Genomic DNA, 22186 nt, shown 5'->3' on the forward strand with positions numbered 1-22186 from the left:
CGCCGCCTCGGATGTGACCCCTATGCTGTTTGCCCTCAAGAAAATCCTGTCCGCACTGCTGATGCCGCCGGTGTTCAGCATCCTGCTCGCGTTTGTGGGCCTGTGGCTCGCGCGCTACCACCGCCGCACGGGCACGGCCGTGGTGGTGCTGTCGCTGTTGTCTGTGCTGGCGCTGTCGTGGCCGCCCGTGGCCGATGCGCTGGTGCGCAGCCTGGAGCGCCACCCCGCCGTGGCGCCCAAACAGTTGCCCCAGGCGCAGGTCCAGGCCATTGTGGTGCTGGGCGGCGGGGCCGACACCGTGGCCCCCGAGTACGGGGTGGACGTGCTCAGCCGGGGCGCCCGCGAGCGGGTGCGCTACGCCGTGTACCTGCAGCAGCAGACGGGGCTGCCCATCCTGGCCACGGGGGGCTCGACGGGTGGCATGCGCGCCGAGGCGCTCGTGATGAAGGACGTGGTGGAGCGCGAGTTCAAGGGCCGGGTGCGCTGGACCGAGGTGGAATCGCTCGACACCCGCAGCAACGCCGAAAAATCGGCCGTGCAGCTCAAGGCGGCGGGTATCGAGCGCATTGCGCTGGTGACCCATGCCTGGCATATGGTGCGCGCAACGCGCGACTTTGAGCGCGCCGGGCTGCAGGTGCTGCCAGCTCCCATGGGCTTCAAGGGCGGTCAGGCGCGCAAGCTGTACCGGCTGCTGCCCCGGGCGTCCGCGCTGGCCGACAGCAGCCTGGCGCTGCATGAATGGCTGGGCATCCTGGCCCAGCACTGGTCGCTCGATCGCTGACGCGATCAGGCTGCGGCAGGCGCCGTCAGAAAGCGGCTGGCCGCCGCCACGGCCTGCGCATCATTCTGCACCGCTCCCGGTGGCCCGCCCTTGCCCCACAGTGCGCCGCCCCAGGTCATCGACAGAAACTGCGCGCACAGCGCCACCGAGTCGATCATGGGCTGGGCCTTGGTGCGGTCGCCGCTGGTGGTGATCAGTGCCAGCGTCTTCGCGCCCATGGGTTCCTTGAAGGCCAGGCCGGGCACGCGCATCCAGGCGCTCCAGTGGTCCAGGTAGGTCTTGAGCGGCGAGGGGATGCTGTACCAGTAAACCGGGGCCACAAAAACGATGTGTGTGGCCGCCAGGGTGGCGTCGAGCAGGGTTTTCATGTCGCCCTCGGGCGGCGCGTAGGTGCCGGAGGTGTGGCGCTGGTCCACAAAAGGCGGCAGGTCCATGCGGGCCAGGTGGTGCCAGGTTTGTGGGGTACCCGCTGGCAGTGCGGCGGCGGCTTGCCGGGCCAGCCATTCGGTGTTGCCGACATGGCCCGGTTCGCGGGTGGAAGTGGTGAGGAACAGGTAGTGAGCAGCGGTGGGTGTGGTCATGGCGCCATCGTAGCGCTGGCCTGCATGGGCTGCAGGTACGCCAGGCACAGCGCGACCAGTGCATCCTCAAACTCTGCGCTGTCCAGCAGCGGCGACTGCTCCAGCGACGCAGCCCGCACCGCCCCCATGAAGGCGCGCGTGAGCACGAACAGCTGCGCGGCCGATGGCGCTTGCAGATGGTGCTCGTCGGCCATGCGCTGCAGGTGCAGGGCGATGCGTTCGCTGCTGCCCCGCACCGACACCAGCATGGTCGCGCGGTAGTCCTGTTTCCACGACAGACGGGCGAGAGCCCGCAGCTCCTGCGGTCCGCCGCCAAACGCCTGCAGGTAGTGGCGCACATAGCGGCGCACCTGCTGCTCGGGGGGCCAGCCCTCGGTGCGCGCCTGGGCCAGCAGTGCATCCAACTCCAGCATCACACGGTCGCAGTGCTGGTCCAGCATGGCCACCAGGATGGCCTCCTTGCTCGGAAAGTACTGGTAGAGCGAACCCACGGACACACCTGCCAGTTCGGCAATGCGGTTGGTGGTCAGGGCGCCCTCGCCTTGCGTGGCCACGATGCGGGCCACGGCTTCAAAGATGGCATCCACCGTGAACTGGGAGCGTTCCTGCCGGGGCGTGCGCCTGGGGGATGAAACGGCTTTGGACATGGGCAAACCTGAGCGCAATGCGAGTAGCCGGCAAGGCCGGGGCTGCCTATTCTGCCGCCATCCAACCACCCAACTCACCACCTGGAGAACCCCGCCATGAACGACACCAGCCAACTCGCCTTGGGCGCCACTGCCCTGGGACTTGCCGGCACCTGGGTGTGGCGCCAGCGCCCAGCCCTGCGCACCCTGCACCGGGGCAGTGCCCTGGCGCTGGCGCTGTTCCTGGTGGCGCATGTGCTCGGCCATTTGGCGGGCCTGGCGGGGGTGGCCGTGCACCAGGGGGTGCTGGAGGTGCTGCGCAGTGTCTACCGGCAGCCGGTGGTCGAGGGGTTGCTGCTGGCGGGAGTGCTGTTCCAGGCGGTCAGCGGCCTCACCTTGCTGTGGCGTGGTTGGCGCCAGTGCCGAGGTGCTGTGGCGTGGGCGCAGGCGGTGTCGGGGGGCTATCTGTCACTGTTCCTGCTGATCCATGTGACGGCGGTGCTGGTGGCGCGCCTGTATGGGGTGGATACCAACCTGCAGTTTGCGGCGGCGGGCATGCACCGGCCACCCTGGCAGTGGTTCTTCGGGCCTTACTACTTTCTGGCGGTGCTGGCGCTGTGCACCCATGTGGGCTGTGCGCTCTACTGGAACCTGCCCCCCAGGCTGCGCGCCCCGGTTCTGGCGGCGGCCCTGGTGGTGGGGGTGTTGCTGGCGGCCACGTTGGTGGTGATGCTGGCGGGGGTGCCTCCGGTGCAGGGCGCCGGTGGCTGGCTGACGGGGGCCACCCTGCCTCCGAAGTGAAACCGTGCGCCCATGGCGCAGCGTGTTTGCCGATCAGGCCGCCTTGGCCGTCAAGGTGCGATGGCCCTGTTCCATGCCGCAGAACCCGAAGTTCATTGCTGGCACCTGGCCGCTGATCAGCTCTGCCAGCGCTTTGCCCGAGCCTGCACCGTGCGTCCAGCCCAGCGTGCCATGGCCTGCGTTCACCCATAGCTTGCCCACGCGCGTGCGGCCGATGAACGGGATGTTGGTGGGCGTGGCCGGGCGCAGGCCGGTCCAGTACTGGGGGTTGCCGCCTTCCTCGGGGGTGCGGGTGTCGCACACGCCGGGCAGGATAGCTTCGATGCGGCGCGAAAGCATGTGGCAGCGGGCGCGGGCCAGGGAGCTGTCGAGTGTCAGGTCCCAGCCGTTGAGCTCGATGGTGCCCGCCACGCGCAGGAAGTTGCCCAGGCGGCTCATGGCGATCTTCTTGCCGTCGTCGATGGTGGAGACCATGGGCGCCCCTTCGGGCCGCAGCAGCGGGAAGGTCGCGCTGTAGCCCTTGCCGGGGTAGATGGGCAGATCCACGCCCACGCTGCGCAGCAGCGGCGCGCTGTAGGAACCGCAGGCCACCACGACGGCATCGGCCTTCAATATGAAGTCTTTTTTGCCTCTACCGCCCGGCTGGCATGCCATGACAGCTACAGAATCAATAGCATTTCCGATCTTGTTCAGGCGCAGCACATCGTGGCCGTACAGGAACTGCGCGCCCCGTGCCGCGCAGCGGCGCGCCAGCTCTTGCGTGAAGACACGGGCATCGCCGCTTTCGTCGGTGCTGGTGTAGGTGCCGCCAGTGATCTTGTCGCCGTAGGCCTTGAAGGCGGGCTCGATCTTGAGCAGCTCGTCGCGGCTCACCAGGCGGCGCTGCACGCCATGCTTGCGCATCAGCTCCACGGCGTGGCCTGCGGCGTCGAACGACTTCTGGTCGGTGTAGAAGTGGGCAATGCCGCGTTCGAGCCGGTTGTATTCAATTCCGGTGGTGCTCACCAGATCCTTCAGCGCCGCATGGCTGTAGGCGCCCAGCGCCACGATCTGGGCCACATTGCGCTCGAACGCCGCGTCGTTGCACTGCGCGAGGAACTGCAGGCCCCAGCGCCATTGCTGCCAGTCCATCTGCGGACGAAACAGCAGTGGCGCCTCCTTGTCGAACATCCACTTGAGCGCCTTGAGCGGCGCCTCGCGGTTGGCCCAGGGCTCGCAGTAGCTCACCGAGATCTGCGCGGCGTTGGCAAAACTGGTTTCGAGTGCTGCATCGGGCTGGCGGTCGATCACGATGACTTCGTGACCGCGTTCCAGCAGGTGCCACGCCGTGCTGATGCCGATGATGCCGGCGCCGAGAACAATGGTTTTCATATGCGGAATGCCTTGTGAGCCTTTGCGTGCCACACGCCCCAGTGCGGGACACGATGGGGCGCAGTGTGCGCGACATTGCATTCAACTAAAAGCAAAATTAAACTTACTCCAAAAACATCAGAGTGCCTAATAAAGTGCGCACTCTGGCACCGCCTTGTTGGAGACCCTTGCCATGAGCACCTACGACCCCGCCGCCCTGGAATGCCTTGCCGCCATCGTTGAAGAGGGTGGCTTCGAGCGCGCTGCGCAGCGCCTCAACGTCACGCAGTCGGCCGTGTCGCAGCGCCTGCGCGCGCTCGAAGCGCAGGTGGGCTCGGTGCTCATCGTGCGCAGCCGGCCACTGCGGCCCACGTCGGCGGGGCAACTCTTGCTCAAGCACACGAAGCAGATGCGCCTCTTGCGCGCCGACCTGGAGCGCGATCTGCAGGAGCTGGCGCCCAGCGCGCCTGGCGGTACGCGCGAGGACGAGCGCATCTCGATTGCCATCAACGCAGACAGCATCGCGACCTGGGCCATGGGCGCGCTGCACGACCTGGTGCGCGAACGTCTGCCGCTCGAAATCATCGTGGACGACCAGGACTTCACGCAGGAATGGTTGCGTTCGGGCCAGGTGCTGGGCTGTGTGACCACGCTCAAGCAGGCGCTGCGCGGCTGCAAGATGGTGCCGCTCGGGGCCATGCACTACGTGGCCGTGGCCTCGGCCAGCTATGCCGAGCAGCATCTGCCGCAAGGGCTCACGCCGCACAACTTCCGCGACGTGTCGTTCCTGTCGTTCAACCGCAAGGACGACATGGCGGCCGAGTTTGTGGCGCGCGCCTTCGGGCTCAAGCGCGTGGCGCTCAACCACCTGTTCGTGCCCGGCTCCGAGGCCCAGATGCGTGCCGTGGCCGCAGGCTGGGCTGTGGGCGTGGTGCCCGAGTTGCTGGCGCGGGGCGCGATTGCCGACGGCAGCATGGTGGACCTGGCGCCCGGTCGGTCCCTGCCCATCCAGCTCTACTGGCATTGCTGGAACCTGGAGTCCGAACTGCTCGATGCGCTGTCGGCCGCGCTGACCGGTGCCGCCGCCCAGTCGCTCGTGTCCTGAACGCACCTGCGTGCACTCCCTCAGCGCACGGTGGAAGGCACACTTTGTGCTGGTTAAAACGTGAACGGCGTAGTTGCATTGCAACTTAGTCATTTATTTTTTTACCGCAATGTATAAAATATAGGCCATGCAAACCCAGCCCCCCAAAGTCTCGTTCAAGGAGCAGATGCACCAGGCGCGCGAGGAGGCCATCCTCCAGTCGGCCTGCCGTCTGCTGGGCGAAAAGGCCTTTGACGCCATGACCATGGACGATGTCGCCAATGCCGTGGGCATTGCGAAGGCCAGCCTGTACAAGCACTTCTGCAGCAAGGAAGAGCTGTGCAGCGCCGCCATGGTGCAGATCCTGGGGCGTGTGCAGACCTACCTGGCAGGCCTGCCCGCTGAGATGCCGCCCCTGGACAAGCTGCGCGCCCTGGTGCGCTGGTCGCTGGAGCGCCTGCTGACCAACGAGATGCCACTGCTGCCCAGCCGCAACTCCACGCTGCGCGCGGTGCTGATGGCCAACAAGGACTACCTCAACGGCCTGGTGGGCGTGAGTGACCAGATCGGCGAATGGATCACCGAGGCCCAGGCCCAGGGCGGGATTAGCCCCAGCCTGCCGCCCATCGTGGTGCTGTACACCCTCTATGCCCGCGCCTGCGACCCGGTGGTGAGTTTTCTCAAGGAAAGCGGCCAGTATTCGGACGCGGAGATCGTGGACCTGGTGGTGCGTACCTGTTTTGACGGGTTGGCGGCGCGTTAGGCCATTTCCTGGTCTCACCTGACAAACAAGAAAACCCGGCATGCCGGGCTTTCTTGCGTGTGGGGGCAACCCCGGGGATCACTTGGGCAGGATCACCTTGTCCACCACGTGGATCACGCCATTGCTGGTGAACACATCGGCGGCCGTGATGTTGCTGGTGCGCATGTTTTGGTCAGTGATCACGAGGTTGGAGTTGATGGTGAACGTCTGACCCTGCACGGTGGTGATGGCAGTGTTCACGGGCACTTCGGCCTTGAGCACGCGTGCGGGCACCACATGGTAGGTCAGCACCTTGGTCAGCAACGCGGTATTGGCCAGCAGCTCGGCCTTGCTCACGCCCAGCTCGGTCAACAGGGCGGCAAAGGCGGCATTGGTGGGGGCGAACACCGTGAACGGGCCGGTGCCCTGCAAGGTGGTCACCAGCCCTGCAGCCACCACGGCCTCGACCAGGATGCTGAAGTCCGGCAGGGCCGAAGCCGTGGCGACGATGTCCTTGTCGGCGGGTAGCAGCACCTTGTCCACCAGATGCACCACGCCGTTGCTGGCCTGGATGTCGGTGCTGGTGATGGTGCTCATGCGGTTGCGGCCGTCGGTGATCTTGAGGCCGTTGTTCGACTCGATCTTGAAGAAGCCGCCTGACACCGGTGTGATCGCCTTGCCCAGCGGCACATCGGCCCGCATTACCTTGCTTCCCAGCACGTGGTAGGTCAGCACGGCGGTCAATAGGGGCTTGTTGGCCAGCAGCGCTTCCTTGGTCACGCCCAGCTCGGTCAGCAGCGCCGCAAAGGCGGCGTTGGTGGGGGCAAACACGGTGAGCATGCCGGTGCTCAGGGTGTTGGCCAGCCCGGCAGCCGTGACGGCCTCGACCAGGATGCTCAGGTCGGGAGTGTTCTGCGCCAGTTCGACGATGTTGCGCTGGGGCTCGTCATCGCTGCCCCCACAGGCTTGCAACAGGGTGGTGCCCGCGCCCAGGGCGGCGGCCATCAGCACGGTGCGGCGGTTGAATGCGGTGTTCATGGGTCGCTCCTCTCGGTATCGATGGAAATGACACGCCAGGATGGGCGCGGAGCGAATTTATAACCAATCGGTGCAAAAGTAAACCAATCAGTTATTTGTGGACCGATTGGTATTGGATGGGCAAAAAAATGCCCTGCGCAGGCAGGGCGGAGGCAGCGGGACGGGAGAGTTCCCGGCGAGGGAGCCCGGCCAGTCGCTCAGCGCACGATCAAAAGAGGCACCTTGCTGTGGGCCAGCACCTGGGTGGTGACCGAGCCCATCACCAGCGTGGCAATGGCGCCATGGCCATGCGAGCCCATGACCAGCAGATCGAACTTGCCGGTGTCGGCCACCTTGGCAATGGTTTCGCCCACGGTGCCCACCTTGACGCTGCGCTTGGCATCCACGCCATGGCGGCCCAGGAACTTGCAGACGGGCGCGAGGATTTTTTCGGCCTCTTCGGCGTGGTAGGCGTCCACCACTTCCTTGCCCAGGGCCGCGCGGGCGCGGGCGGGCAGCGGGGCCTGCACGGTCAGTACGGTGTAGGTGTGGGTGCCGCCCAGCAGTTCTTCGTGGGTGGCCAGGTAGGCCAGCATTTTCTTGGTGTAGGCGCTGCCATCGACAGCAAGCAGGATGTTCATGGTGTTCTCCGAGAAGGGATAAGGCAGACTACTCTGCGCAGGTGCCTGTTGTCTTGACCTGGGTCATGCTTTTTTGTCCGGCGCGTGGCGAATTCACAAGAACCGCGCGCTGGATCATACGGTGACCGTCCAGCAAGGCCGGAAGGTGGCCTGTTCCCCCTTGCGGGCATAGCCCAGCGGGTTGGCGACCACGCGGCACTTCCAGGCAGAACCATCACCGTGCGCGCCTTCCACGAGGTAGTCGCTGGGCGCGTGCAGGTGGCCATGCAGCCACAGCTGCGCATGGGGCAGCAGGTGGTCCAGAGCGTTGCAGAAGCCTGCCGTGCCGGGCACCAGGCCATAGCGCGGGTCGGCACTTTTCAGGCTGGGCGCAAAGTGGGTGACGGCCACCGTCGGCCCATCAAACGGCTGCTGCAGTGCGGCGGCCAGCCACTCCTGGCAGGCCAGGGCCTGCTCGCGCAGGGGTTCGGCCAGGAACGGCTCGCCATGCCGCGTGCCGCCGGTCTTGCGCAGGTAGAAATTGGCGGCGCGGAAGGCCTTGTCGCGCAGCTTCAGCCGCCGGGCCAGGTCGGTGCTGCCTTCGTGGTCGGCCAGGGCGTCAAAGTCGCTCCAGAGCGTGGTGCCCACGAAGCGGACGCCCTGCAGCACCATGGTTTCGCGCTCCAGCCAGACGATGTCCAGGCGGTCGCAGGTTTGGCGCAGGCGCAAGTGTGCGGCGTCGAAGTCCTGCGCGTCGTATTCGTGGTTGCCGGGCACAAACAGCACGGGCGTGGGCCAGCCCGCGTTCTGGGGCAGCGGCGAAAAGCGCGCCAGGCCAAAGTCGTCGTCGGCCAACTGCGAGCCGGGCTGGTAGGAGCCCACATCCCCCGCCAGCACCAGCACGTCGGCACCGGGGGCGGGTTCGGGAACAAAGTGGGGATGGGCCTCCAGGTGGAGGTCGGACAGGAGCTGGATGTTCATGCAGCACACAGTCTACGGGCTCTCCTGTTCCGGGAAAGTGCGCCGCGCAGAGCGCGCCAGTGCATGCAGCAGCCAGGTCATGGCCGCCTGCTGCGGGCCCCGGCGCCGCCACAGTGCGTCCACGTGCACCGGGGGCACATCCAGCGGCAAAGCCCTTTGCACCAGCTTGTCGGCAATGCCGGTCACGGGCACAAAGTGGCGTGGCAGCACGGTGAGCAGATCCGAGCCCGACACCACCCGCCCCGCTGTGAAGAACTGGTTCACGGTGATCACCACCTTGCGCTCACGCCCCAGCGAGGCGAGGGCCTCGTCAATGAAACCAAAGGGTCGGCCCGAGAAGCTGACCAGCATGTGGCGCGCCTGGCAGTAGGCGTCCAGCGTCAGGGGGGCATCCGCCAGCGGATGGCCCTGGCGCATCACGCACACATATTCGCCGTCGTAGAGGCGGCGGCTTTCAAACGCCACCACGCCGCCCGACTGGGCGCGGGCCGTCAGGTCGGCCAGTGCAGCCGGGAAGTAGCCCACGGCCATGTCGGCGGCTTCTTCGTCCAGCAGGCGGCGCGGGTCGCGCGTGGTCAGTGGCAGCACGCGGATGGCAATGCCGGGCGCTTCGCGCTCAATGATCTCGACCAGGGCAGGCACCAGCGTGGCGGCCGTGGCATCGGCCATGGCCAGCACAAAGGTGGATTCGGCGGTGGCCGGGTCGAAAAGGCCTGGTGCCAGGGACTCCTGCAGATGGGCCAGGGCCTCGCGCACTGGCGGCCACAGCGCCAACGCCCGGGGGGTGGGCTCCACCCCCTGGCCGCTGCGCACCAGCAGCTCATCCCCCAGCACCTCGCGCAGGCGCCGCATGGCGTTGCTTACGGCGGGCTGGGTGATTGAGAGCTTGTGTGCCGCGCGCGTGAGGCTGCGCTCCGCCATCACCTCGTCGAAAACGCGCAGCAGGTTCAGGTCCAGGGTGCAGAAGTTCAGGGGCGTCATGGTTAGTCATCACCATTGTGAATATCTATGATTCAAAATATAAACTTGAACATGCAAAGGGTAAACCCTAATATCACCCCATCGCCCGGCAATCTCGCCACAAGCGTTAGAAAAGGGAAACCGAAATGACCGCCTTTGCACACGTTGAATACCCCACTGAACACCCCGGCGTTGTCCGCGCCGAAAACGCCGCTGCAGCCCTGAAGGGCGCTGCTGCCCGCTTTGATGGCGCCCGCGGCGCTGCCTCCCTCCTGCTCGCGGCCGTGGTGTCCGCACTGCTGGTGGTGGCCAACCAGGTGATCGACACCTGGAGCGAAGGCCACCTGCTGGCCGCCTGGATGGTGCTGTGGCTGGTGGCGTTTGCCGCCTTGGCCCTGCTCACCGCCCCCGCACGCCGCGCCGGCGTTGCCCTGCGCGCTGGTGTGCAGGCATGGGCCGAGAGCCGCCGCCGCGCCGCCGAAGACGAGCGCACCTGGCAAGTCGCCATGAAGGACCCCCGCATCATGGCCGAACTGAACCACGCGATGGGCATCCCCACGGTGGAAGACATCCGCAAGTACTACTGACCACCGAACCCGCCGCACTGGTGGGCGGCGAGGAAGCAATTCATTGAAAGCCGTGGCCTGCCACGGCTTTTTTTATGCCTTTTTCCTGGCGACTGGGGCTTGTCGTGCCCCGCAAGCCAGGCGCAAAAAAAGCCGCTCTGCCAGAAAGCAGAGCGACTTTGAAGGGAAAGCTTCTTAGGTACTAGTACAGCAATATCAGGCTGCCAGGCGCTTTTCCAGAGCGGCCTTGGTGTCCAGCAGGGCTTGGGGCAGGTGGTACGCCAGCTGCTGGAAGTGCGCATCGTGCAGCTTGAACTCCTCGGCCCAGGCGGCCTTGTCGATGCTGGTCACGGCGTCGAACTTCTGGGCGCTGAAGTCCAGGCCCGTCCAGTTGATTTCGGCGTACTGAGGGGCCACACCAAACATGGTTTCCTGGCCCTGGGCCTGGCCTTCGATGCGGTCGATCATCCACTTGAGCACACGCATGTTGTCGCCATAACCGGGCCAGACAAACTTGCCCGCCTCGTCCTTGCGGAACCAGTTCACGCAGAACACCTTGGGCAGCGCCTTGCCAGTGGCGGCAATCTTGCCTTCCATGTTCAGCCAATGCTGGAAGTAGTCGCTCATGTTGTAGCCGCAGAAAGGCAGCATGGCGAACGGGTCGCGGCGCACCACGCCCTGGGCGCCAAAAGCGGCGGCGGTGGTTTCGGAACCCATGGTGGCGGCCATGTACACGCCTTCGGTCCAGGTGCGGGCTTCGGTCACCAGCGGCACGGTGGTGGAGCGGCGGCCGCCGAAGATGAAGGCATCGATGGCCACGCCGTTGGCGTCGTCCCACTGTGCATCGAGGGCAGGGTTGTTGGTGGCAGCCACGGTGAAGCGCGAGTTGGGGTGGGCCGCCTTGGCGCCGGTTTCCTTGGCGATCTGGGGCGTCCAGTCCTTGCCTTGCCAGTCGATCAGGTGGTCCGGCAGCTTGCCGGTGTCCTTTTCCATGCCTTCCCACCACACGTCGCCGTCGTCCGTCAGGGCCACATTGGTGAAGATCACGTCCTTGTCCAGGCTGCGCATGCAGTTGGGGTTGGTGTGCATGTTGGTGCCGGGGGCCACGCCGAAGTAGCCGGCCTCGGGGTTGATGGCGTACATCTTGCCGTCGGCATTGGGCTTGATCCAGGCGATGTCGTCACCGATGGTGGTGACCTTCCAGCCCGCAAAGCCCGCCTCGGGCGGCACCAGCATCGAGAAGTTGGTCTTGCCGCAGGCGCTGGGGAAGGCCGCTGCCACGTGGTACTTCTTGCCTTCGGGGTTGGTCACGCCCAGGATAAGCATGTGTTCGGCCAGCCAGCCCTGGTCGCGGCCCATGGTGGACGCGATGCGCAGTGCGAGGCACTTCTTGCCCAGCAGCGCGTTGCCGCCGTAGCCCGAGCCATACGACCAGATTTCGCGCGTTTCGGGGTAATGGACGATGTACTTGACCTTGGGGTTGCAAGGCCAGCTGGTGGTGTCCTTTTCGCCTTCAGCCAGCGGCGCGCCCACGGTGTGCATGCAGGGCACGAACTCGCCTTCCACGCCCAGCACGTCGTACACGGCCTTGCCCATGCGGGTCATCAGGCGCTGGTTCACGGCCACATAGGCGCTGTCGGTCAGTTCCACGCCGATGTGGGCAATGTGGCTGCCCAGCGGGCCCATGCTGAAGGGCACCACGTACATGGTGCGGCCCTTCATGCAGCCGTCAAACAGGGGCTGCAGCGTGGCGCGCATCTCGGCGGGGGCCATCCAGTTGTTGGTGGGGCCGGCGTCTTCCTTGGCGGCCGAGCAGATGTAGGTGCGGTCTTCCACGCGCGCCACGTCCGATGGGTCAGACCAGGCCAGGAAGCTGCCCGGGCGCTTGGCGGGGTTGAGCTTCTTGAAGGTGCCAGCATCGACCAGCTGCTGGCACAGGCGGTCGTACTCTTCCTTCGTGCCGTCGCACCAGTAGATGCTCTCGGGCTTGCACAGGGCGGCCATATCGGCCACCCAGGCGAGCAGCCGGGCGTTTTTGACGTAGGACGGGGCGTTGAGATTCAGGCCCTGCATGGTGGGTGCGTTCATCGGGGGAGCTTCCTAAGTTGAAAAACAGTTTTTTCAAAGGAAGCGGACCGGGCGGGACGCGGCAAGGCCTGGCGCAGTTGCGGTGCTGAGCGCTGCCTTTGAAAAAACGGCTTTCGTGCTCAGTCGGCGGGCGGGAGCGTGTGTCAGCCCCACGGTGTGGAGGCTATTCCACGGAATCCGCGGGTCGGCTGGGATGTCAATTTTATGAATCTGCCGCCCGTTTGTCTGTCAGACAGGGGTCAAAACCATGCAAAAAAAACATGGGGTTATGCGTTGTGGATTTCCTCCCTCACGGGCTGGTCGGGCTGCCTTTCCAGCGCTCATAGCCGCTTTTGCGCAGCGCGCAGGCCGGGCAGGTGCCGCAGCCATAACCCCAGGCATGCAGCGTGTCGCGCACGCCGTGGTAGCAGGTGTGCGAGTCGTTCACGATCAGATCGACCAGTGCCTGCCCACCGAGGGCCCGGGCCAGTTCCCAGGTCTCGGCCTTGTCCAGCCACATCAGCGGGGTATCGAAGGTGAAGCGCTGTCCCATGCCCAGGGACACGGCCACTTGCAGGGCCTTGAGCGTGTCGTCGCGGCAATCGGGGTAGCCCGAAAAGTCGGTCTCGCACATGCCGCCCACGAGGGTGTGCAGACCCCGCCGGTAGCCCACGGCCGCCGCCAGCTGGAAGAACAGCAGGTTGCGCCCCGGCACAAAGGTGTTGGGCAGGCCGGCGGCGGTCATCTGGATCTCGGCGTCGCTGGTCAGCGCGGTGTCGCTGATGTGGCCCAGCACCGCCAGATCCAGCATGTGGTCGTCGCCCAGCCGGGCGTTCCACTGTGGAAACCGCGCGCGCAGCGATGTCAGCACCGTCTGCCGCGCCTGCAGTTCGATGTGGTGGCGCTGGCCGTAGTCGAAGCCGATGGTTTCCACATGGGTGAAGTTTTCCAGCGCCCAGGCCAGGCAGGTGGTGGAGTCCTGGCCTCCAGAAAAAAGAACAAGTGCGTGTCCGGGTCGCATGGGGGGGCTCCTGGTCTAAGGGGGAACGGGGAAGGCGGGGGCAAAAAAAAGCCCCGCAGCGCGGGGCGTTTGGCAGCCTTGCGTGCGGATCAGGCCATGAACACGGCGATGAAGGCCAGCAGGAAAATCAGCACGCCACCGACCACGGGGAGCACCAGGGGCATCATGGGCACAACGTTTTCCACGGGATCGTGCGCTGCGGTCTGAGGGGCGTGAGAAGTGTTGTGGTCGGACATGGTGGGGCTCCAGATGCTGAAAACTTGCGCAATTCTAGCCGCCTGCATGCCAGGGCGGCCAGCAGGCCATAGGGGTCACATCAGCGCGGCTTCCATGCCCGCCGTGCGCAGCCGCTCCAGCACCTCGTCCACATGGGCCTTGCTGCGGGTTTGCAGCACCAGCTCGATCTCGACGTTCTGCGCGGCTAGCATGGTGAATGCGCGCTGGTGGTGCACCTCGCCGATGTTGGCGCCCGCGTCGGCCACGGTGGCTGTGATGCGCGCCAGCACCCCCGGCACGTCGCGCGCGCTGACCTTGATGCGTGCGAGGCGGCCAGACCGCACCATGCCGCGCTCGATGATGGCTGCCAGCAGCAGCGGGTCGATGTTGCCGCCACACAGCACCAGGCCCACGCGCTTGCCCCGGAAGCGCTCGGGGTAGCGCACCAGCGCCGCCAGGCCAGCAGCCCCTGCGCCTTCGACCAGCGTCTTTTCAATCTCCAGCAGCATCAGCACGGCCTGCTCGATGTCGCCTTCGTCCACCAGCACCAGGTCGTCCACCAGGCGCTTGACGATCTCCTGCGTGATCTTGCCCGGCGTGCCCACGGCAATGCCTTCGGCAATGGTCGAGGTGCCCTGCGGGTGGTGCGTGCCCTTGACCGCGTTCACCATGGCCGGGAAGCGCGCGGTCTGCACGCCCACAATCTCGATGCCGGGCTTGATGGCCTTGGCGGCCGTAGCCACGCCCGAGATCAGCCCGCCGCCGCCCACGGCGATCACCAGCGTGTCCAGGTCGGGCACGGCCTGCAGCATCTCCAGGCCCAGCGTGCCCTGGCCTGCGGCCACGCCCTCGTCGTCGTAGGGGTGCACAAAGGTCAGGCCCTGCGCATCGGCCAGCGCGTAGGCGTGGGCGCGGGCTTCCTCCAGCGTGTCGCCGTGCAGGACCACCTCGGCGCCAAAGCCGCGCGTGCGCTCCACCTTCACGGCGGGCGTGAAGCGTGGCATCACGATCACTGCGCGCAGGCCCAGGCGCTGCGCGTGATAGGCCACGCCCTGCGCATGGTTGCCCGCGCTCATGGCCACCACGCCCCGGGCGCGTTCGTCCTCGGACAGCAGCGTGAGCCGGTTGCAGGCGCCACGTTCCTTGAACGAAGCGGTGAACTGCAGGTTCTCGAACTTGAGGAACACCTGCGCGCCCACGATCTGCGAGAGTGTCTTGGATTCGACACAGGGGGTGTCCAGCACCTGGCCTTGTAGGCGGGTGGCGGCGTCGCGGATGTCTTGAAGGGTCAGCATGGCGCCATTGTGGCGCACGGCTGCATAGGGCCGCCACAGGGTTGCACAGGGGGCGTGGACTGGCACCGGTTGGCTTTACTGCGGACTATTGGAATCAGGAAGGCCGTCACCATATCCAATAGGCACTGATAGCTATAAAACCATAGTGTTCAGACTCAAAGTGCGTGCCCTGAGTCACTCTTTCCCTGCAGAAGATTCTGCCCTAACCGCCGTCAGCTCAACGGTGACGAGCGCCAGCCCTGCGAGGCCTTGCCCGCGTGACGGGGTACCACCACCCCATGGCCAGCTTCAGCACTTGCAAGCAGGACAAGCACAACGGAAGCTGTGTTTCTCGAAAACTTTGACTGCCGTAACAACGCCGAGGTGATCTGCTGGACGCCGCCGTGCCTCCGCCAGTTGCCCTGGGTTTGTGCGTTGGCCTCCTGCAAAGCTGCCGGGGTTTGCCCGACGGCGTGGTGTTTTCCAGCCTGAGCCCACCCTAGAAGCAGGCGTGTGCATCGCGCAAGCCGAAGTCCATGCTATGGGCGTTGCAGCAGGCCTGCACACAGGGGCATGTGCCCGGCACGCTCTATGGCCCTGCTACCTCTGCTTGATGGGCACGGCTGGGCGTCAGAAGTGGGAAGAATCGGCGCGATGCGACGCTGGGTACCCCGGCAGCAGCGCCAAAGCAATTCAGCCATTGCGCCATCTGCTTGAAGGTGGAGTGGCGCATGGGTGCAGCGCGGCATGGCATGCCGGGCTTTTGATCAAGACGACTTACGGGTTTTCGGTCGATTTCTGGCGGCTCGGCCTGTCGAGGACTGGGTGGTCAAGAGTACCGTCCAGCCGATGGCGCGCTTTGGTGGCACACCCTGCCGTGCGGTCTGCGGTTCCTATCGACCCACATCTGCAGGGTATGGACCTGTAGTGCCCTGTGGTATGGGCCCCAGGAGCGTTTACTGCGTCATACCGAAACGGGAGATATGTTCGATCTGCTGCCGAAGAGCGCTCGGACCCGAGCCCTGTTCAGCATCCTTGTAGAACAGCCCCGTGCCAACACCTTTAGGCGTCGTAATGCGTCGCACTTGCAGGGACTGCTGGGTGCTGGTGGCAGAGGCTTGCGAGTACCCTTCACCTTCATTCACGCTGTAGATCAGTACGTAGGTGCGCAGCAATTGGCCACTGCCGTTGATTTTGGCGCACAGCACGTTGCCAGCTAGGGAGCCCCGCACTTGGTGTTCACAGCCAAAGGTCTCCCCTGCATTGGCCATCAGGCCATTGCCATTGGCTGTGGCGCCCAGGTTCCTGGAGAGCTCCACCAGATCCGACTGCAGGCCTTCAGACCCAATCGAATTCAATGTCCAGAATCCACGCAGGCTTTCAGCAACGGCACCATAGCCGAAGTTGAAACGAGAAATTGCAATCTCGCCTTCGTTGGGGAATTTGATGAATCCGGTGGTTCCGGACGTAAAACGAATGCTCACGTTGCCCGCACTGCCCGCATCAGTTCCAGATCGAGCGCCGCTACCAAAATAGCGACCTCCGTTGTATTTGTTCAGTGATGCAGTCACTTTGTTGTCAATGACCTCTCCCACAGCAAGATAAAAGGTGGATTGGCCGCTGCTTTCGTACGCGTACATCTGCATCACCATCGTGGAGTTCTGTACATCAATGCCGAAGCCACGGCCTGGCTTGCCATCCATCTCGGATGTCACGATCCAAGTGCCTGCTTGGGGTGCGAATGCTTGCGCCAGGCCCGCCCCGGTGAGCAGTGCTGCAGCCACCAATTTCTTAAAAAACATCTACATACCCTCTCTTGAATGAATGTGTGAACTGACTGTTGAAATGAAATGCCGAGTTGAATGTATCCCGGGCCAACAGGTTTGTAACGCATTTGTTCGCAAGGCGTCGTGATGATTTACTGATCGTCCGCGGGCCACCCCTGACTAGTTGTTTCCAACCACCCGCAGCACCTCCGCCCCATACGCCTCCAGTTTCTTCGCCCCCATGCCGCTGATGCCCTGCAGGTCGTCCAGCGACGCGGGGTTGCGCTCGGCAATGGCGGCCAGTGTGGCGTCGTGGAAGATCACATACGCGGGCAGGTTGTGCTCCCGCGCCACCTCGGCGCGCCAGGACTTGAGGTTGATGAAGCGCACCTGTGCATCCGGGCCCAGATTCGCGGCAGCGGCCGGTGGGGCGCTCCCTGTGCCCTTGCGGGTGCGCGCGCGTTTGGCGGGTGCGGCGGCGGTGGATTCGCGCAGCTGCACCGGCACCTCGCCCTTGAGCACGGCGCGCGAGCCTTCGGTGAGGCTCAGGGTGTCAAAACTGTGGCCGCTCTCCAGCATCACCTTGCGCAGGCCCACGGCGCCCGTGGCCAGCAGCTGGCGCAGCACGCCGCGCAGCTGCGCTTCGGAATACTCCTTGCCCACGCCAAAGGTCGAGAGCTTGTCGTGCCCGAACTGCTGGACTTTCTCGGTGTCCTTGCCGCGCACGATGTCCATGATGTGGCCTGTGCCAAAGGTCAGCCCGCTGGCCGCGTGCACGCGGTAGATGGTGGACAGCAGCTTGCGTGCGGCGTCCGTGCCGTCCCATACCGCCGGTGGGTTCAGGCAGTTGTCGCAGTTGCCGCACGGCGTGGACTGCTCGCCAAAGTAGGCCAGCAGCCGCACCCGGCGGCAGTCGGTGGCCTCGGCCAGCGCCAGCAGAGCGTCGAGCTTGCCGCGCAGCGCCTGCTTGAACTCCTCGCCCGCCGGGCTTTCGTCGATCATGCGGCGCTGGTTGACCACGTCGTTCAGGCCATAGGCCATCCAGGCGTCGGCATTCAGCCCGTCGCGGCCTGCGCGGCCGGTCTCCTGGTAGTAGCCCTCGATGTTCTTGGGCATGTCCACATGCGCCACAAAGCGCACGTCGGGCTTGTCGATGCCCATGCCGAACGCAATGGTGGCCACCATCACGATGCCTTCCTCGCGCAGAAAGCGGTCCTGGTTCTTCTGGCGCACCTTGGTGTCCAGCCCTGCGTGGTAGGGCAGGGCCGTGAGGCCCGCGTCGCACAGCGTGGCGGCCAGCTCTTCCACCCGCTTGCGCGACTGGCAATACACCACGCCTGCCTCGCCTGCATGCTCGCGCTCGATGAAGCGCAGCAGCTGGGTGGTGGCGTCCTTCTTCTCGACAATCGTGTAGCGGATGTTGGGCCGGTCAAAGCTGCTGACGAACAGGCGAGCGTCCTGCAGCTGCAGCCGCTCGACGATGTCCTCGCGCGTGAGCGCATCGGCCGTGGCCGTGAGTGCGATGCGCGGCACCTGCGGGTAGCGCTCGTGCAGCAGCGTGAGCGCCCGGTACTCGGGGCGGAAGTCGTGGCCCCACTGGCTCACGCAATGCGCCTCGTCAATCGCAAACAGGCTCAGGTGGCCGCCCTCGTACAGGCTGTCGAGCAGGCCGAGGAAACGTGGCGTGTTCAGCCGCTCGGGCGCGGCATACAGCAGCGTGATCTCGCCCGTCTGCAGGCGAAACTCCACGTCCTGCGCCTCGTCGTAGCTCAGTGTGGAGTTGAGGAACGCCGCCTCCACCCCCGCCTCGTGCAGTGCGCCCACCTGGTCGTGCATCAGCGCGATCAGCGGCGAGATCACGATGCTCACCCCGCGTCCCTGCTGCTGGCGCACGATGGCGGGCACCTGGTAGCACAGGCTCTTGCCGCCGCCGGTGGGCATCAGCACCAGTGCGTCGCCGCCATTGCTCACATGCGTGACGATCTCTGCCTGCGCACCCCGGAAGGCCTTGTAACCGAAAACTTCGTGCAGAACGGCGGAGCAGGCCGACAGTGTCTCGCCCGGGGCAGAAATTTCGATCACATTCATCCCCGGTATTGTCCATGAGCGCCGATGCGCTCCAGCGCACGCGCTGCCGCATCAATGGCTTCGGGCGGGAGGGCCGCAAAGCCCAGACGCCAGCCTGCGATGGCAGGCGCCGTGTGGTACAGCGCGCTCAGGCTGGGGGTGGCAATGCCCAGGGCTGCCGCCTGGCGGGTGTACGCCTGCTCGCTTCCTTCGGGAAGGCGCACGGCCATCTGCAGGCCGCCCCGGCTGTCCATAGGGGTGGCCCAGGGCAGGTGGCTGTGCAGCGCCTGCAGCAGCACGTCGCGGCGGCTGCGGTAAAGCTGCCGCATCAGCCGCAGGTGGGCCGCAAAGTGGCCCTGGTTCATGAAATCTGCCGCCACCGCCTGCATGGGCTGCGCGGGGTGGCCATCGTAGATGGTGCGCGCCGTCACCAGCGGGGCGACCAGCGCCTCGGGCAGCACCATGTAGGCCAGCCGCACCGACGGAAACAGTGATTTGGAGAAGGTGCCGATGTAGACCACCTGGCCTTGGTCGTCCAGCCCCTGCAGCGCCGGGGTGGGTTGGTGGTCGTACAGAAATTCGCTGTCGTAGTCATCCTCGACCAGCCAGGCCCCGGTGGCCCGGGCGTGGGCGATGAAGGCCAGCCGCCGCGCCAGCGACATGGCCTGGCCCGTGGGGAACTGGTGCGAGGGCGTGAGGTAGATCAGCCGGGGGGCAGGGCGCGCCGGGTCCAGCGTGGCGCCTTCGCCGTCCAGGGGCATGTCCACCAGGCGGGCCCCGCTGGCGCTGAAGGCCGTGCGGGCGCCCGCGTAGCCCGGGTCTTCCATCCACACCGCATCGCCGTCGTCCAGCAGCGTGGCCGACAGCAGCTGCAGCGCCTGCTGCGAACTCGTGAGCACCAGCACCTGCCCCGCGTGGCAACGCACCCCGCGCGACTGGCCGAGGTAGCGCGCAATGGCCTCGCGCAGCGCGGGCAGGCCCTGGGGGTCGCCATAGAACATCAACGCCGCCGCGTCCTGCCGCAGCCGTCGCTGCAGCAACTGGCGCCACAGGCCTGTGGGAAAGGCCTGCAGGTCCGGGCTGCCTGCCACAAAGGCGCGCGGACGCTCGGGCTCGTGGCAGCCCCCGGTGTCCACCATGCGCTGGCCCCGGGCCGACAGCCGCAGCGCGCCCGCAGCGCCCGCCGGGCGGAGGGCGCCACTGGCCTGGCGCGGCGCAGCGGCCTCCATGTCGATGGCCACAAAACTGCCCTGGCCCACCTGGCGGCGCAGGTAGCCCTCGGTTTCCAGCTGGGCATAGGCGGCCTCCACCGTCACGCGCGACAGGCCCAAGTCCTGTGCGAGGTGGCGGCTGGACGGCAGCCGCTCGCCCAGCACGGCCTGGCCGCTGCGCACTGCCTCGCGCAGGGCGGCGCACAGGCGTGCCCGCCGCCCGCCGTCGGCCTGGTTTTCCATCAGCGCCAACAAAAGACGGGGTTTGATCGTGGCCATGGAAACAGATTGGTCTTATGTTCATCGATAAATTGGCCTCATTTATAAGGCCAAAGCAGCGCACACTGGCAGCCATCGGTACATCACCACTGCATCACTCAAGGAGCCCCATGACCCATCCCGCCCCCGCCTCCAGCGTTCTGGCCTTTCCCGCCCCCACCCCCGCGCAGTCGTGCGACTACATGGCCGCCAAGCTCAGCTTTCATGCCGATGCCTGGGATGTAGCCGAAGACCTGCGCAACGGCATCGATGCCATCGTGGTGATCGACACCCGCTCGCCCGCGCACTACGAACAAGGCCATGTGCCTGGCGCCGTGAGTTTTCCCCACCGCACCATGGACGCGGACAGCACGGCCCACCTGGACCGCAGCAAGGTCTACGTGACCTATTGCGACGGCATCGGCTGCAACGGCTCGACCAAGGGCGCCTACAAGCTCGCGCGCCTGGGCTTCACGGTCAAGGAGATGCTGGGCGGCCTGGACTTCTGGATCCGCGATGGCCAGCCCGTGGCCACCGGCCCCGAACGCGGCACCATGCCCGCCGCCCGGCCCGCCATCGAGTGCGCATGTTGACCGCCACGGCTACCAGCCCGCCCCCTGCGGGCTGGGCCCTGCGCCCCGCGCTGGCGGCCGATGCCGAAGTGCTGGCCCGCCTGTGCGCTGCGCATGCGGCCTACGAGCAGATTCCGCACTGCGCCGACGGCCACGCCGAGCGGCTTGCGCACGGGCTCGAAGCCGGGCGGCTGAACGCCTGGCTGGGTTTTCTCCATGGGTGCGCCGTGGGCTACGCCAGTGCCACCCTGGACTACGCCACCCTGGCGGCGCAGCCCTTTCTGCACCTGGACTGCCTGTACCTGGACCCGCCGGCACGGGGCCTGGGGCTGGGCCGCGCATTGCTGGACGCTGCCGTGTGCCGCGCGCGCTCTCTGGGCTGCGCGCAGCTGCAGTGGCAAACCCCCGTGTGGAACGAAGGCGCGATCCGCTTTTATGACCGGCTGGGGGCCACGCGGCTGGCCAAGCAACGTTACACCCTGGTTTGTGGCGAGGTTGTGCCGAAGGCGCCGAAACCCCTGGCGAGCCCGGCTGCTGAGCGGGTTTCTACAATCGGGGGATGAAAACGCCTGCCTACACGCGCGCCGCGCAACTGCCCGACATCCTCGCCCAACGCATCGTCATCCTCGACGGCGCCATGGGCACCATGATCCAGCGCTTCAAGCTGGGCGAGGCGCAGTACCGGGGCGAGGGCTACACCGGGCCCGATGGCGCGGGCGACCGGTTCAAGGACTTTGCGTACGACGTGAAGGGCAACAACGAGCTGCTCAGCATCACCCGGCCCGACGTGATCCGCGACATCCACGAGCGGTACCTGGCGGCCGGGGCCGACCTCATCGAGACCAACACCTTCGGCGCAACCACCGTGGCGCAGGAGGACTACCACATGGCCGAGCTGGCGCGCGAGATGAACCTGCGCTCTGCCCAGCTGGCGCGCGCTGCCTGCGACAAGTATTCGACGCCCGACAAGCCCCGCTTTGTGGCGGGCGCCCTGGGCCCCACGCCCAAGACGGCCAGTATCAGCCCCGATGTGAATGACCCCGGCGCGCGCAACATCGACTTCGAAACCCTGCGCGCTGCCTACTACGAGCAGACTGAGGCGCTGGTCGAAGGCGGCGCCGACGTGCTGCTGGTCGAGACCATCTTCGACACCCTGAACGCCAAGGCTGCGCTGTTCGCCATCGACGAGTATTTTGAGAACAGCGGCCAGCGCCTGCCCCTCATCATCAGCGGCACCGTCACCGACGCCTCGGGCCGCATCCTGTCGGGCCAGACCGTCACGGCCTTCTGGCACAGCGTGCGCCATTCGCGCCCGTTGGCCATCGGCCTGAACTGTGCCCTGGGCGCCACGCTGATGCGCCCCTACATCCAGGAGCTGAACCGCGTGGCCGAGGACACCTTCATCAGCTGCTACCCCAACGCCGGGCTGCCTAATCCGATGAGCGACACCGGCTTTGACGAAACGCCCGAGATCACCAGCCGCCTGGTGCACGAGTTCGCGGCCGAGGGGCTGGTCAACATCCTGGGCGGCTGCTGCGGCACCACGCCGGACCATATCGGCGCCATTGCCAAGGCGGTGGCCGATGTGCCCACGCGCAAGATGTTTTACCCTGGAGAAGCCTGAA

The 22186-nt window shown here is 65.9% G+C and carries 22 protein-coding genes; 8 read left to right on the forward strand and 14 right to left on the reverse strand.

The window, feature by feature from the left end; all coding sequences use genetic code 11:
* Window positions 1-22 precede the first annotated feature (22 nt).
* Complete coding sequence (locus CBY09_RS12970; RefSeq protein ID WP_094290216.1) at window positions 23-781, forward strand: YdcF family protein; 759 nt, start codon at window positions 23-25, stop codon at window positions 779-781.
* 5 nt (window positions 782-786) lie between these two features.
* Here CBY09_RS12970 and CBY09_RS12975 read toward each other — a convergent pair whose 3' ends face one another.
* Entirely contained in the window at window positions 787-1362 is a 576-nt protein-coding gene (locus CBY09_RS12975; RefSeq protein ID WP_094290015.1) for an NAD(P)H-dependent oxidoreductase, read from the reverse strand.
* Window positions 1359-2009 carry a TetR/AcrR family transcriptional regulator gene (locus tag CBY09_RS12980; RefSeq protein ID WP_094290016.1) on the reverse strand — a complete coding sequence of 217 codons (651 nt, stop codon included), beginning with the start codon at window positions 2007-2009 and terminating at the stop codon, window positions 1359-1361. Before CBY09_RS12980 ends, CBY09_RS12975 begins: the two co-directional genes overlap by 4 nt.
* Before the next feature lie 96 nt (window positions 2010-2105).
* On the opposite strand from CBY09_RS12980, the gene CBY09_RS12985 reads away from it, so the two are divergent.
* Window positions 2106-2789 (forward strand): hypothetical protein, encoded by a 684-nt coding sequence (locus tag CBY09_RS12985; protein ID WP_094290017.1) that lies wholly within the window; start codon window positions 2106-2108, stop codon window positions 2787-2789.
* 33 nt (window positions 2790-2822) lie between these two features.
* Here CBY09_RS12985 and CBY09_RS12990 read toward each other — a convergent pair whose 3' ends face one another.
* Window positions 2823-4160, reverse strand: a complete 1338-nt coding sequence (locus CBY09_RS12990) for a D-amino acid dehydrogenase (protein WP_094290018.1) — start codon at window positions 4158-4160, stop codon at window positions 2823-2825.
* A gap of 172 nt (window positions 4161-4332) precedes the next feature.
* On the opposite strand from CBY09_RS12990, the gene CBY09_RS12995 reads away from it, so the two are divergent.
* Both CBY09_RS12995 and CBY09_RS13000 read left to right on the forward strand, forming a co-directional pair.
* Window positions 4333-5244, forward strand: coding sequence for a LysR family transcriptional regulator ArgP (locus CBY09_RS12995; protein WP_094290019.1), 912 nt, complete (start codon window positions 4333-4335; stop codon window positions 5242-5244).
* 127 nt (window positions 5245-5371) lie between these two features.
* Window positions 5372-5986: a TetR/AcrR family transcriptional regulator gene (locus CBY09_RS13000; protein ID WP_094290020.1), complete on the forward strand. Its 615-nt coding sequence runs from the start codon at window positions 5372-5374 to the stop codon at window positions 5984-5986.
* A 78-nt stretch (window positions 5987-6064) separates the two neighbouring features.
* Here CBY09_RS13000 and CBY09_RS13005 read toward each other — a convergent pair whose 3' ends face one another.
* The 4 genes from CBY09_RS13005 to CBY09_RS13020 all read right to left on the reverse strand — a co-directional run bounded on the left by CBY09_RS13005 (window position 6065) and on the right by CBY09_RS13020 (window position 9564).
* Window positions 6065-7003: a fasciclin domain-containing protein gene (locus CBY09_RS13005; protein ID WP_094290021.1), complete on the reverse strand. Its 939-nt coding sequence runs from the start codon at window positions 7001-7003 to the stop codon at window positions 6065-6067.
* A gap of 197 nt (window positions 7004-7200) precedes the next feature.
* Window positions 7201-7623: a universal stress protein gene (locus tag CBY09_RS13010; protein WP_094290022.1), complete on the reverse strand. Its 423-nt coding sequence runs from the start codon at window positions 7621-7623 to the stop codon at window positions 7201-7203.
* Between the two features lie 114 nt (window positions 7624-7737).
* A complete protein-coding gene (locus tag CBY09_RS13015) occupies window positions 7738-8583 on the reverse strand; it encodes a metallophosphoesterase (RefSeq protein ID WP_094290023.1) in 846 nt (281 codons plus the stop codon).
* A 12-nt stretch (window positions 8584-8595) separates the two neighbouring features.
* Window positions 8596-9564 carry a LysR family transcriptional regulator gene (locus tag CBY09_RS13020; protein WP_094290024.1) on the reverse strand — a complete coding sequence of 323 codons (969 nt, stop codon included), beginning with the start codon at window positions 9562-9564 and terminating at the stop codon, window positions 8596-8598.
* A gap of 125 nt (window positions 9565-9689) precedes the next feature.
* Between CBY09_RS13020 and CBY09_RS13025 the strand changes: the two genes are divergently transcribed.
* A complete protein-coding gene (locus CBY09_RS13025) occupies window positions 9690-10130 on the forward strand; it encodes a hypothetical protein (protein ID WP_094290025.1) in 441 nt (146 codons plus the stop codon).
* Window positions 10131-10325: 195 nt separating this feature from the next.
* Here the strand turns inward: CBY09_RS13025 and CBY09_RS13030 are convergent, their stop codons facing one another.
* The 7 genes from CBY09_RS13030 to pdxR all read right to left on the reverse strand — a co-directional run bounded on the left by CBY09_RS13030 (window position 10326) and on the right by pdxR (window position 20010).
* On the reverse strand, window positions 10326-12197 hold the full coding sequence (locus CBY09_RS13030) for a phosphoenolpyruvate carboxykinase (GTP) (RefSeq protein WP_094290026.1): 1872 nt from the start codon (window positions 12195-12197) through the stop codon (window positions 10326-10328).
* 289 nt (window positions 12198-12486) lie between these two features.
* Window positions 12487-13197: a 7-cyano-7-deazaguanine synthase QueC gene (gene queC, locus CBY09_RS13035; RefSeq protein WP_094290027.1), complete on the reverse strand. Its 711-nt coding sequence runs from the start codon at window positions 13195-13197 to the stop codon at window positions 12487-12489.
* 89 nt (window positions 13198-13286) lie between these two features.
* Window positions 13287-13433 (reverse strand): hypothetical protein, encoded by a 147-nt coding sequence (locus CBY09_RS23870; protein ID WP_165773906.1) that lies wholly within the window; start codon window positions 13431-13433, stop codon window positions 13287-13289.
* A 75-nt stretch (window positions 13434-13508) separates the two neighbouring features.
* On the reverse strand, window positions 13509-14708 hold the full coding sequence (locus CBY09_RS13040; protein WP_094290217.1) for a threonine ammonia-lyase: 1200 nt from the start codon (window positions 14706-14708) through the stop codon (window positions 13509-13511).
* Window positions 14709-15643: 935 nt separating this feature from the next.
* The gene (locus CBY09_RS13045; RefSeq protein WP_094290028.1) at window positions 15644-16489 is read right to left on the reverse strand and encodes a hypothetical protein; all 846 of its coding nucleotides are present in this window, start codon (window positions 16487-16489) and stop codon (window positions 15644-15646) included.
* Between the two features lie 144 nt (window positions 16490-16633).
* The gene (gene recQ / locus CBY09_RS13050; RefSeq protein ID WP_094290029.1) at window positions 16634-18541 is read right to left on the reverse strand and encodes a DNA helicase RecQ; all 1908 of its coding nucleotides are present in this window, start codon (window positions 18539-18541) and stop codon (window positions 16634-16636) included.
* A complete protein-coding gene (gene pdxR, locus CBY09_RS13055) occupies window positions 18538-20010 on the reverse strand; it encodes a MocR-like pyridoxine biosynthesis transcription factor PdxR (protein ID WP_094290030.1) in 1473 nt (490 codons plus the stop codon). Before pdxR ends, recQ begins: the two co-directional genes overlap by 4 nt.
* A gap of 110 nt (window positions 20011-20120) precedes the next feature.
* On the opposite strand from pdxR, the gene CBY09_RS13060 reads away from it, so the two are divergent.
* From CBY09_RS13060 to CBY09_RS13070, 3 genes are read left to right on the forward strand one after another with little or no spacing between them, the layout of a single operon-like run.
* Complete coding sequence (locus tag CBY09_RS13060; protein WP_094290031.1) at window positions 20121-20582, forward strand: rhodanese-like domain-containing protein; 462 nt, start codon at window positions 20121-20123, stop codon at window positions 20580-20582.
* Window positions 20576-21124, forward strand: coding sequence for a GNAT family N-acetyltransferase (locus tag CBY09_RS13065; RefSeq protein WP_094290032.1), 549 nt, complete (start codon window positions 20576-20578; stop codon window positions 21122-21124). The genes CBY09_RS13060 and CBY09_RS13065 overlap by 7 nt, the downstream gene beginning before the upstream one ends.
* On the forward strand, window positions 21121-22185 hold the full coding sequence (locus CBY09_RS13070; RefSeq protein ID WP_094290033.1) for a homocysteine S-methyltransferase family protein: 1065 nt from the start codon (window positions 21121-21123) through the stop codon (window positions 22183-22185). The genes CBY09_RS13065 and CBY09_RS13070 overlap by 4 nt, the downstream gene beginning before the upstream one ends.
* The last annotated feature ends 1 nt before the right edge of the window (window position 22186 follow it).

This window comes from Acidovorax kalamii (assembly GCF_002245625.1).
Taxonomy (GTDB): Bacteria; Pseudomonadota; Gammaproteobacteria; order Burkholderiales; family Burkholderiaceae_C; genus Acidovorax; species Acidovorax kalamii.

Bases quoted from the DNA above. Each gene is read 5' to 3' on its own strand.
- CBY09_RS12980 (WP_094290016.1), bottom strand. From the start codon at position 2,009: ATGTCCAAAGCCGTTTCATCCCCCAGGCGCACGCCCCGGCAGGAACGC.
- recQ (WP_094290029.1), bottom strand. From the start codon at position 18,541: ATGAATGTGATCGAAATTTCTGCCCCGGGCGAGACACTGTCGGCCTGC.
- CBY09_RS13020 (WP_094290024.1), bottom strand. From the start codon at position 9,564: ATGACGCCCCTGAACTTCTGCACCCTGGACCTGAACCTGCTGCGCGTT.
- CBY09_RS12975 (WP_094290015.1), bottom strand. From the start codon at position 1,362: ATGACCACACCCACCGCTGCTCACTACCTGTTCCTCACCACTTCCACC.
- CBY09_RS13010 (WP_094290022.1), bottom strand. From the start codon at position 7,623: ATGAACATCCTGCTTGCTGTCGATGGCAGCGCCTACACCAAGAAAATG.
- CBY09_RS12995 (WP_094290019.1), top strand. From the start codon at position 4,333: ATGAGCACCTACGACCCCGCCGCCCTGGAATGCCTTGCCGCCATCGTT.
- CBY09_RS13065 (WP_094290032.1), top strand. From the start codon at position 20,576: ATGTTGACCGCCACGGCTACCAGCCCGCCCCCTGCGGGCTGGGCCCTG.
- CBY09_RS12970 (WP_094290216.1), top strand. From the start codon at position 23: ATGCTGTTTGCCCTCAAGAAAATCCTGTCCGCACTGCTGATGCCGCCG.
- CBY09_RS12990 (WP_094290018.1), bottom strand. From the start codon at position 4,160: ATGAAAACCATTGTTCTCGGCGCCGGCATCATCGGCATCAGCACGGCG.
- CBY09_RS13005 (WP_094290021.1), bottom strand. From the start codon at position 7,003: ATGAACACCGCATTCAACCGCCGCACCGTGCTGATGGCCGCCGCCCTG.
- CBY09_RS13060 (WP_094290031.1), top strand. From the start codon at position 20,121: ATGACCCATCCCGCCCCCGCCTCCAGCGTTCTGGCCTTTCCCGCCCCC.
- CBY09_RS12985 (WP_094290017.1), top strand. From the start codon at position 2,106: ATGAACGACACCAGCCAACTCGCCTTGGGCGCCACTGCCCTGGGACTT.
- CBY09_RS13015 (WP_094290023.1), bottom strand. From the start codon at position 8,583: ATGAACATCCAGCTCCTGTCCGACCTCCACCTGGAGGCCCATCCCCAC.
- CBY09_RS13040 (WP_094290217.1), bottom strand. From the start codon at position 14,708: ATGCTGACCCTTCAAGACATCCGCGACGCCGCCACCCGCCTACAAGGC.
- CBY09_RS13000 (WP_094290020.1), top strand. From the start codon at position 5,372: ATGCAAACCCAGCCCCCCAAAGTCTCGTTCAAGGAGCAGATGCACCAG.
- CBY09_RS23870 (WP_165773906.1), bottom strand. From the start codon at position 13,433: ATGTCCGACCACAACACTTCTCACGCCCCTCAGACCGCAGCGCACGAT.
- CBY09_RS13025 (WP_094290025.1), top strand. From the start codon at position 9,690: ATGACCGCCTTTGCACACGTTGAATACCCCACTGAACACCCCGGCGTT.
- CBY09_RS13030 (WP_094290026.1), bottom strand. From the start codon at position 12,197: ATGAACGCACCCACCATGCAGGGCCTGAATCTCAACGCCCCGTCCTAC.
- CBY09_RS13045 (WP_094290028.1), bottom strand. From the start codon at position 16,489: ATGTTTTTTAAGAAATTGGTGGCTGCAGCACTGCTCACCGGGGCGGGC.
- queC (WP_094290027.1), bottom strand. From the start codon at position 13,197: ATGCGACCCGGACACGCACTTGTTCTTTTTTCTGGAGGCCAGGACTCC.
- pdxR (WP_094290030.1), bottom strand. From the start codon at position 20,010: ATGGCCACGATCAAACCCCGTCTTTTGTTGGCGCTGATGGAAAACCAG.
- CBY09_RS13070 (WP_094290033.1), top strand. From the start codon at position 21,121: ATGAAAACGCCTGCCTACACGCGCGCCGCGCAACTGCCCGACATCCTC.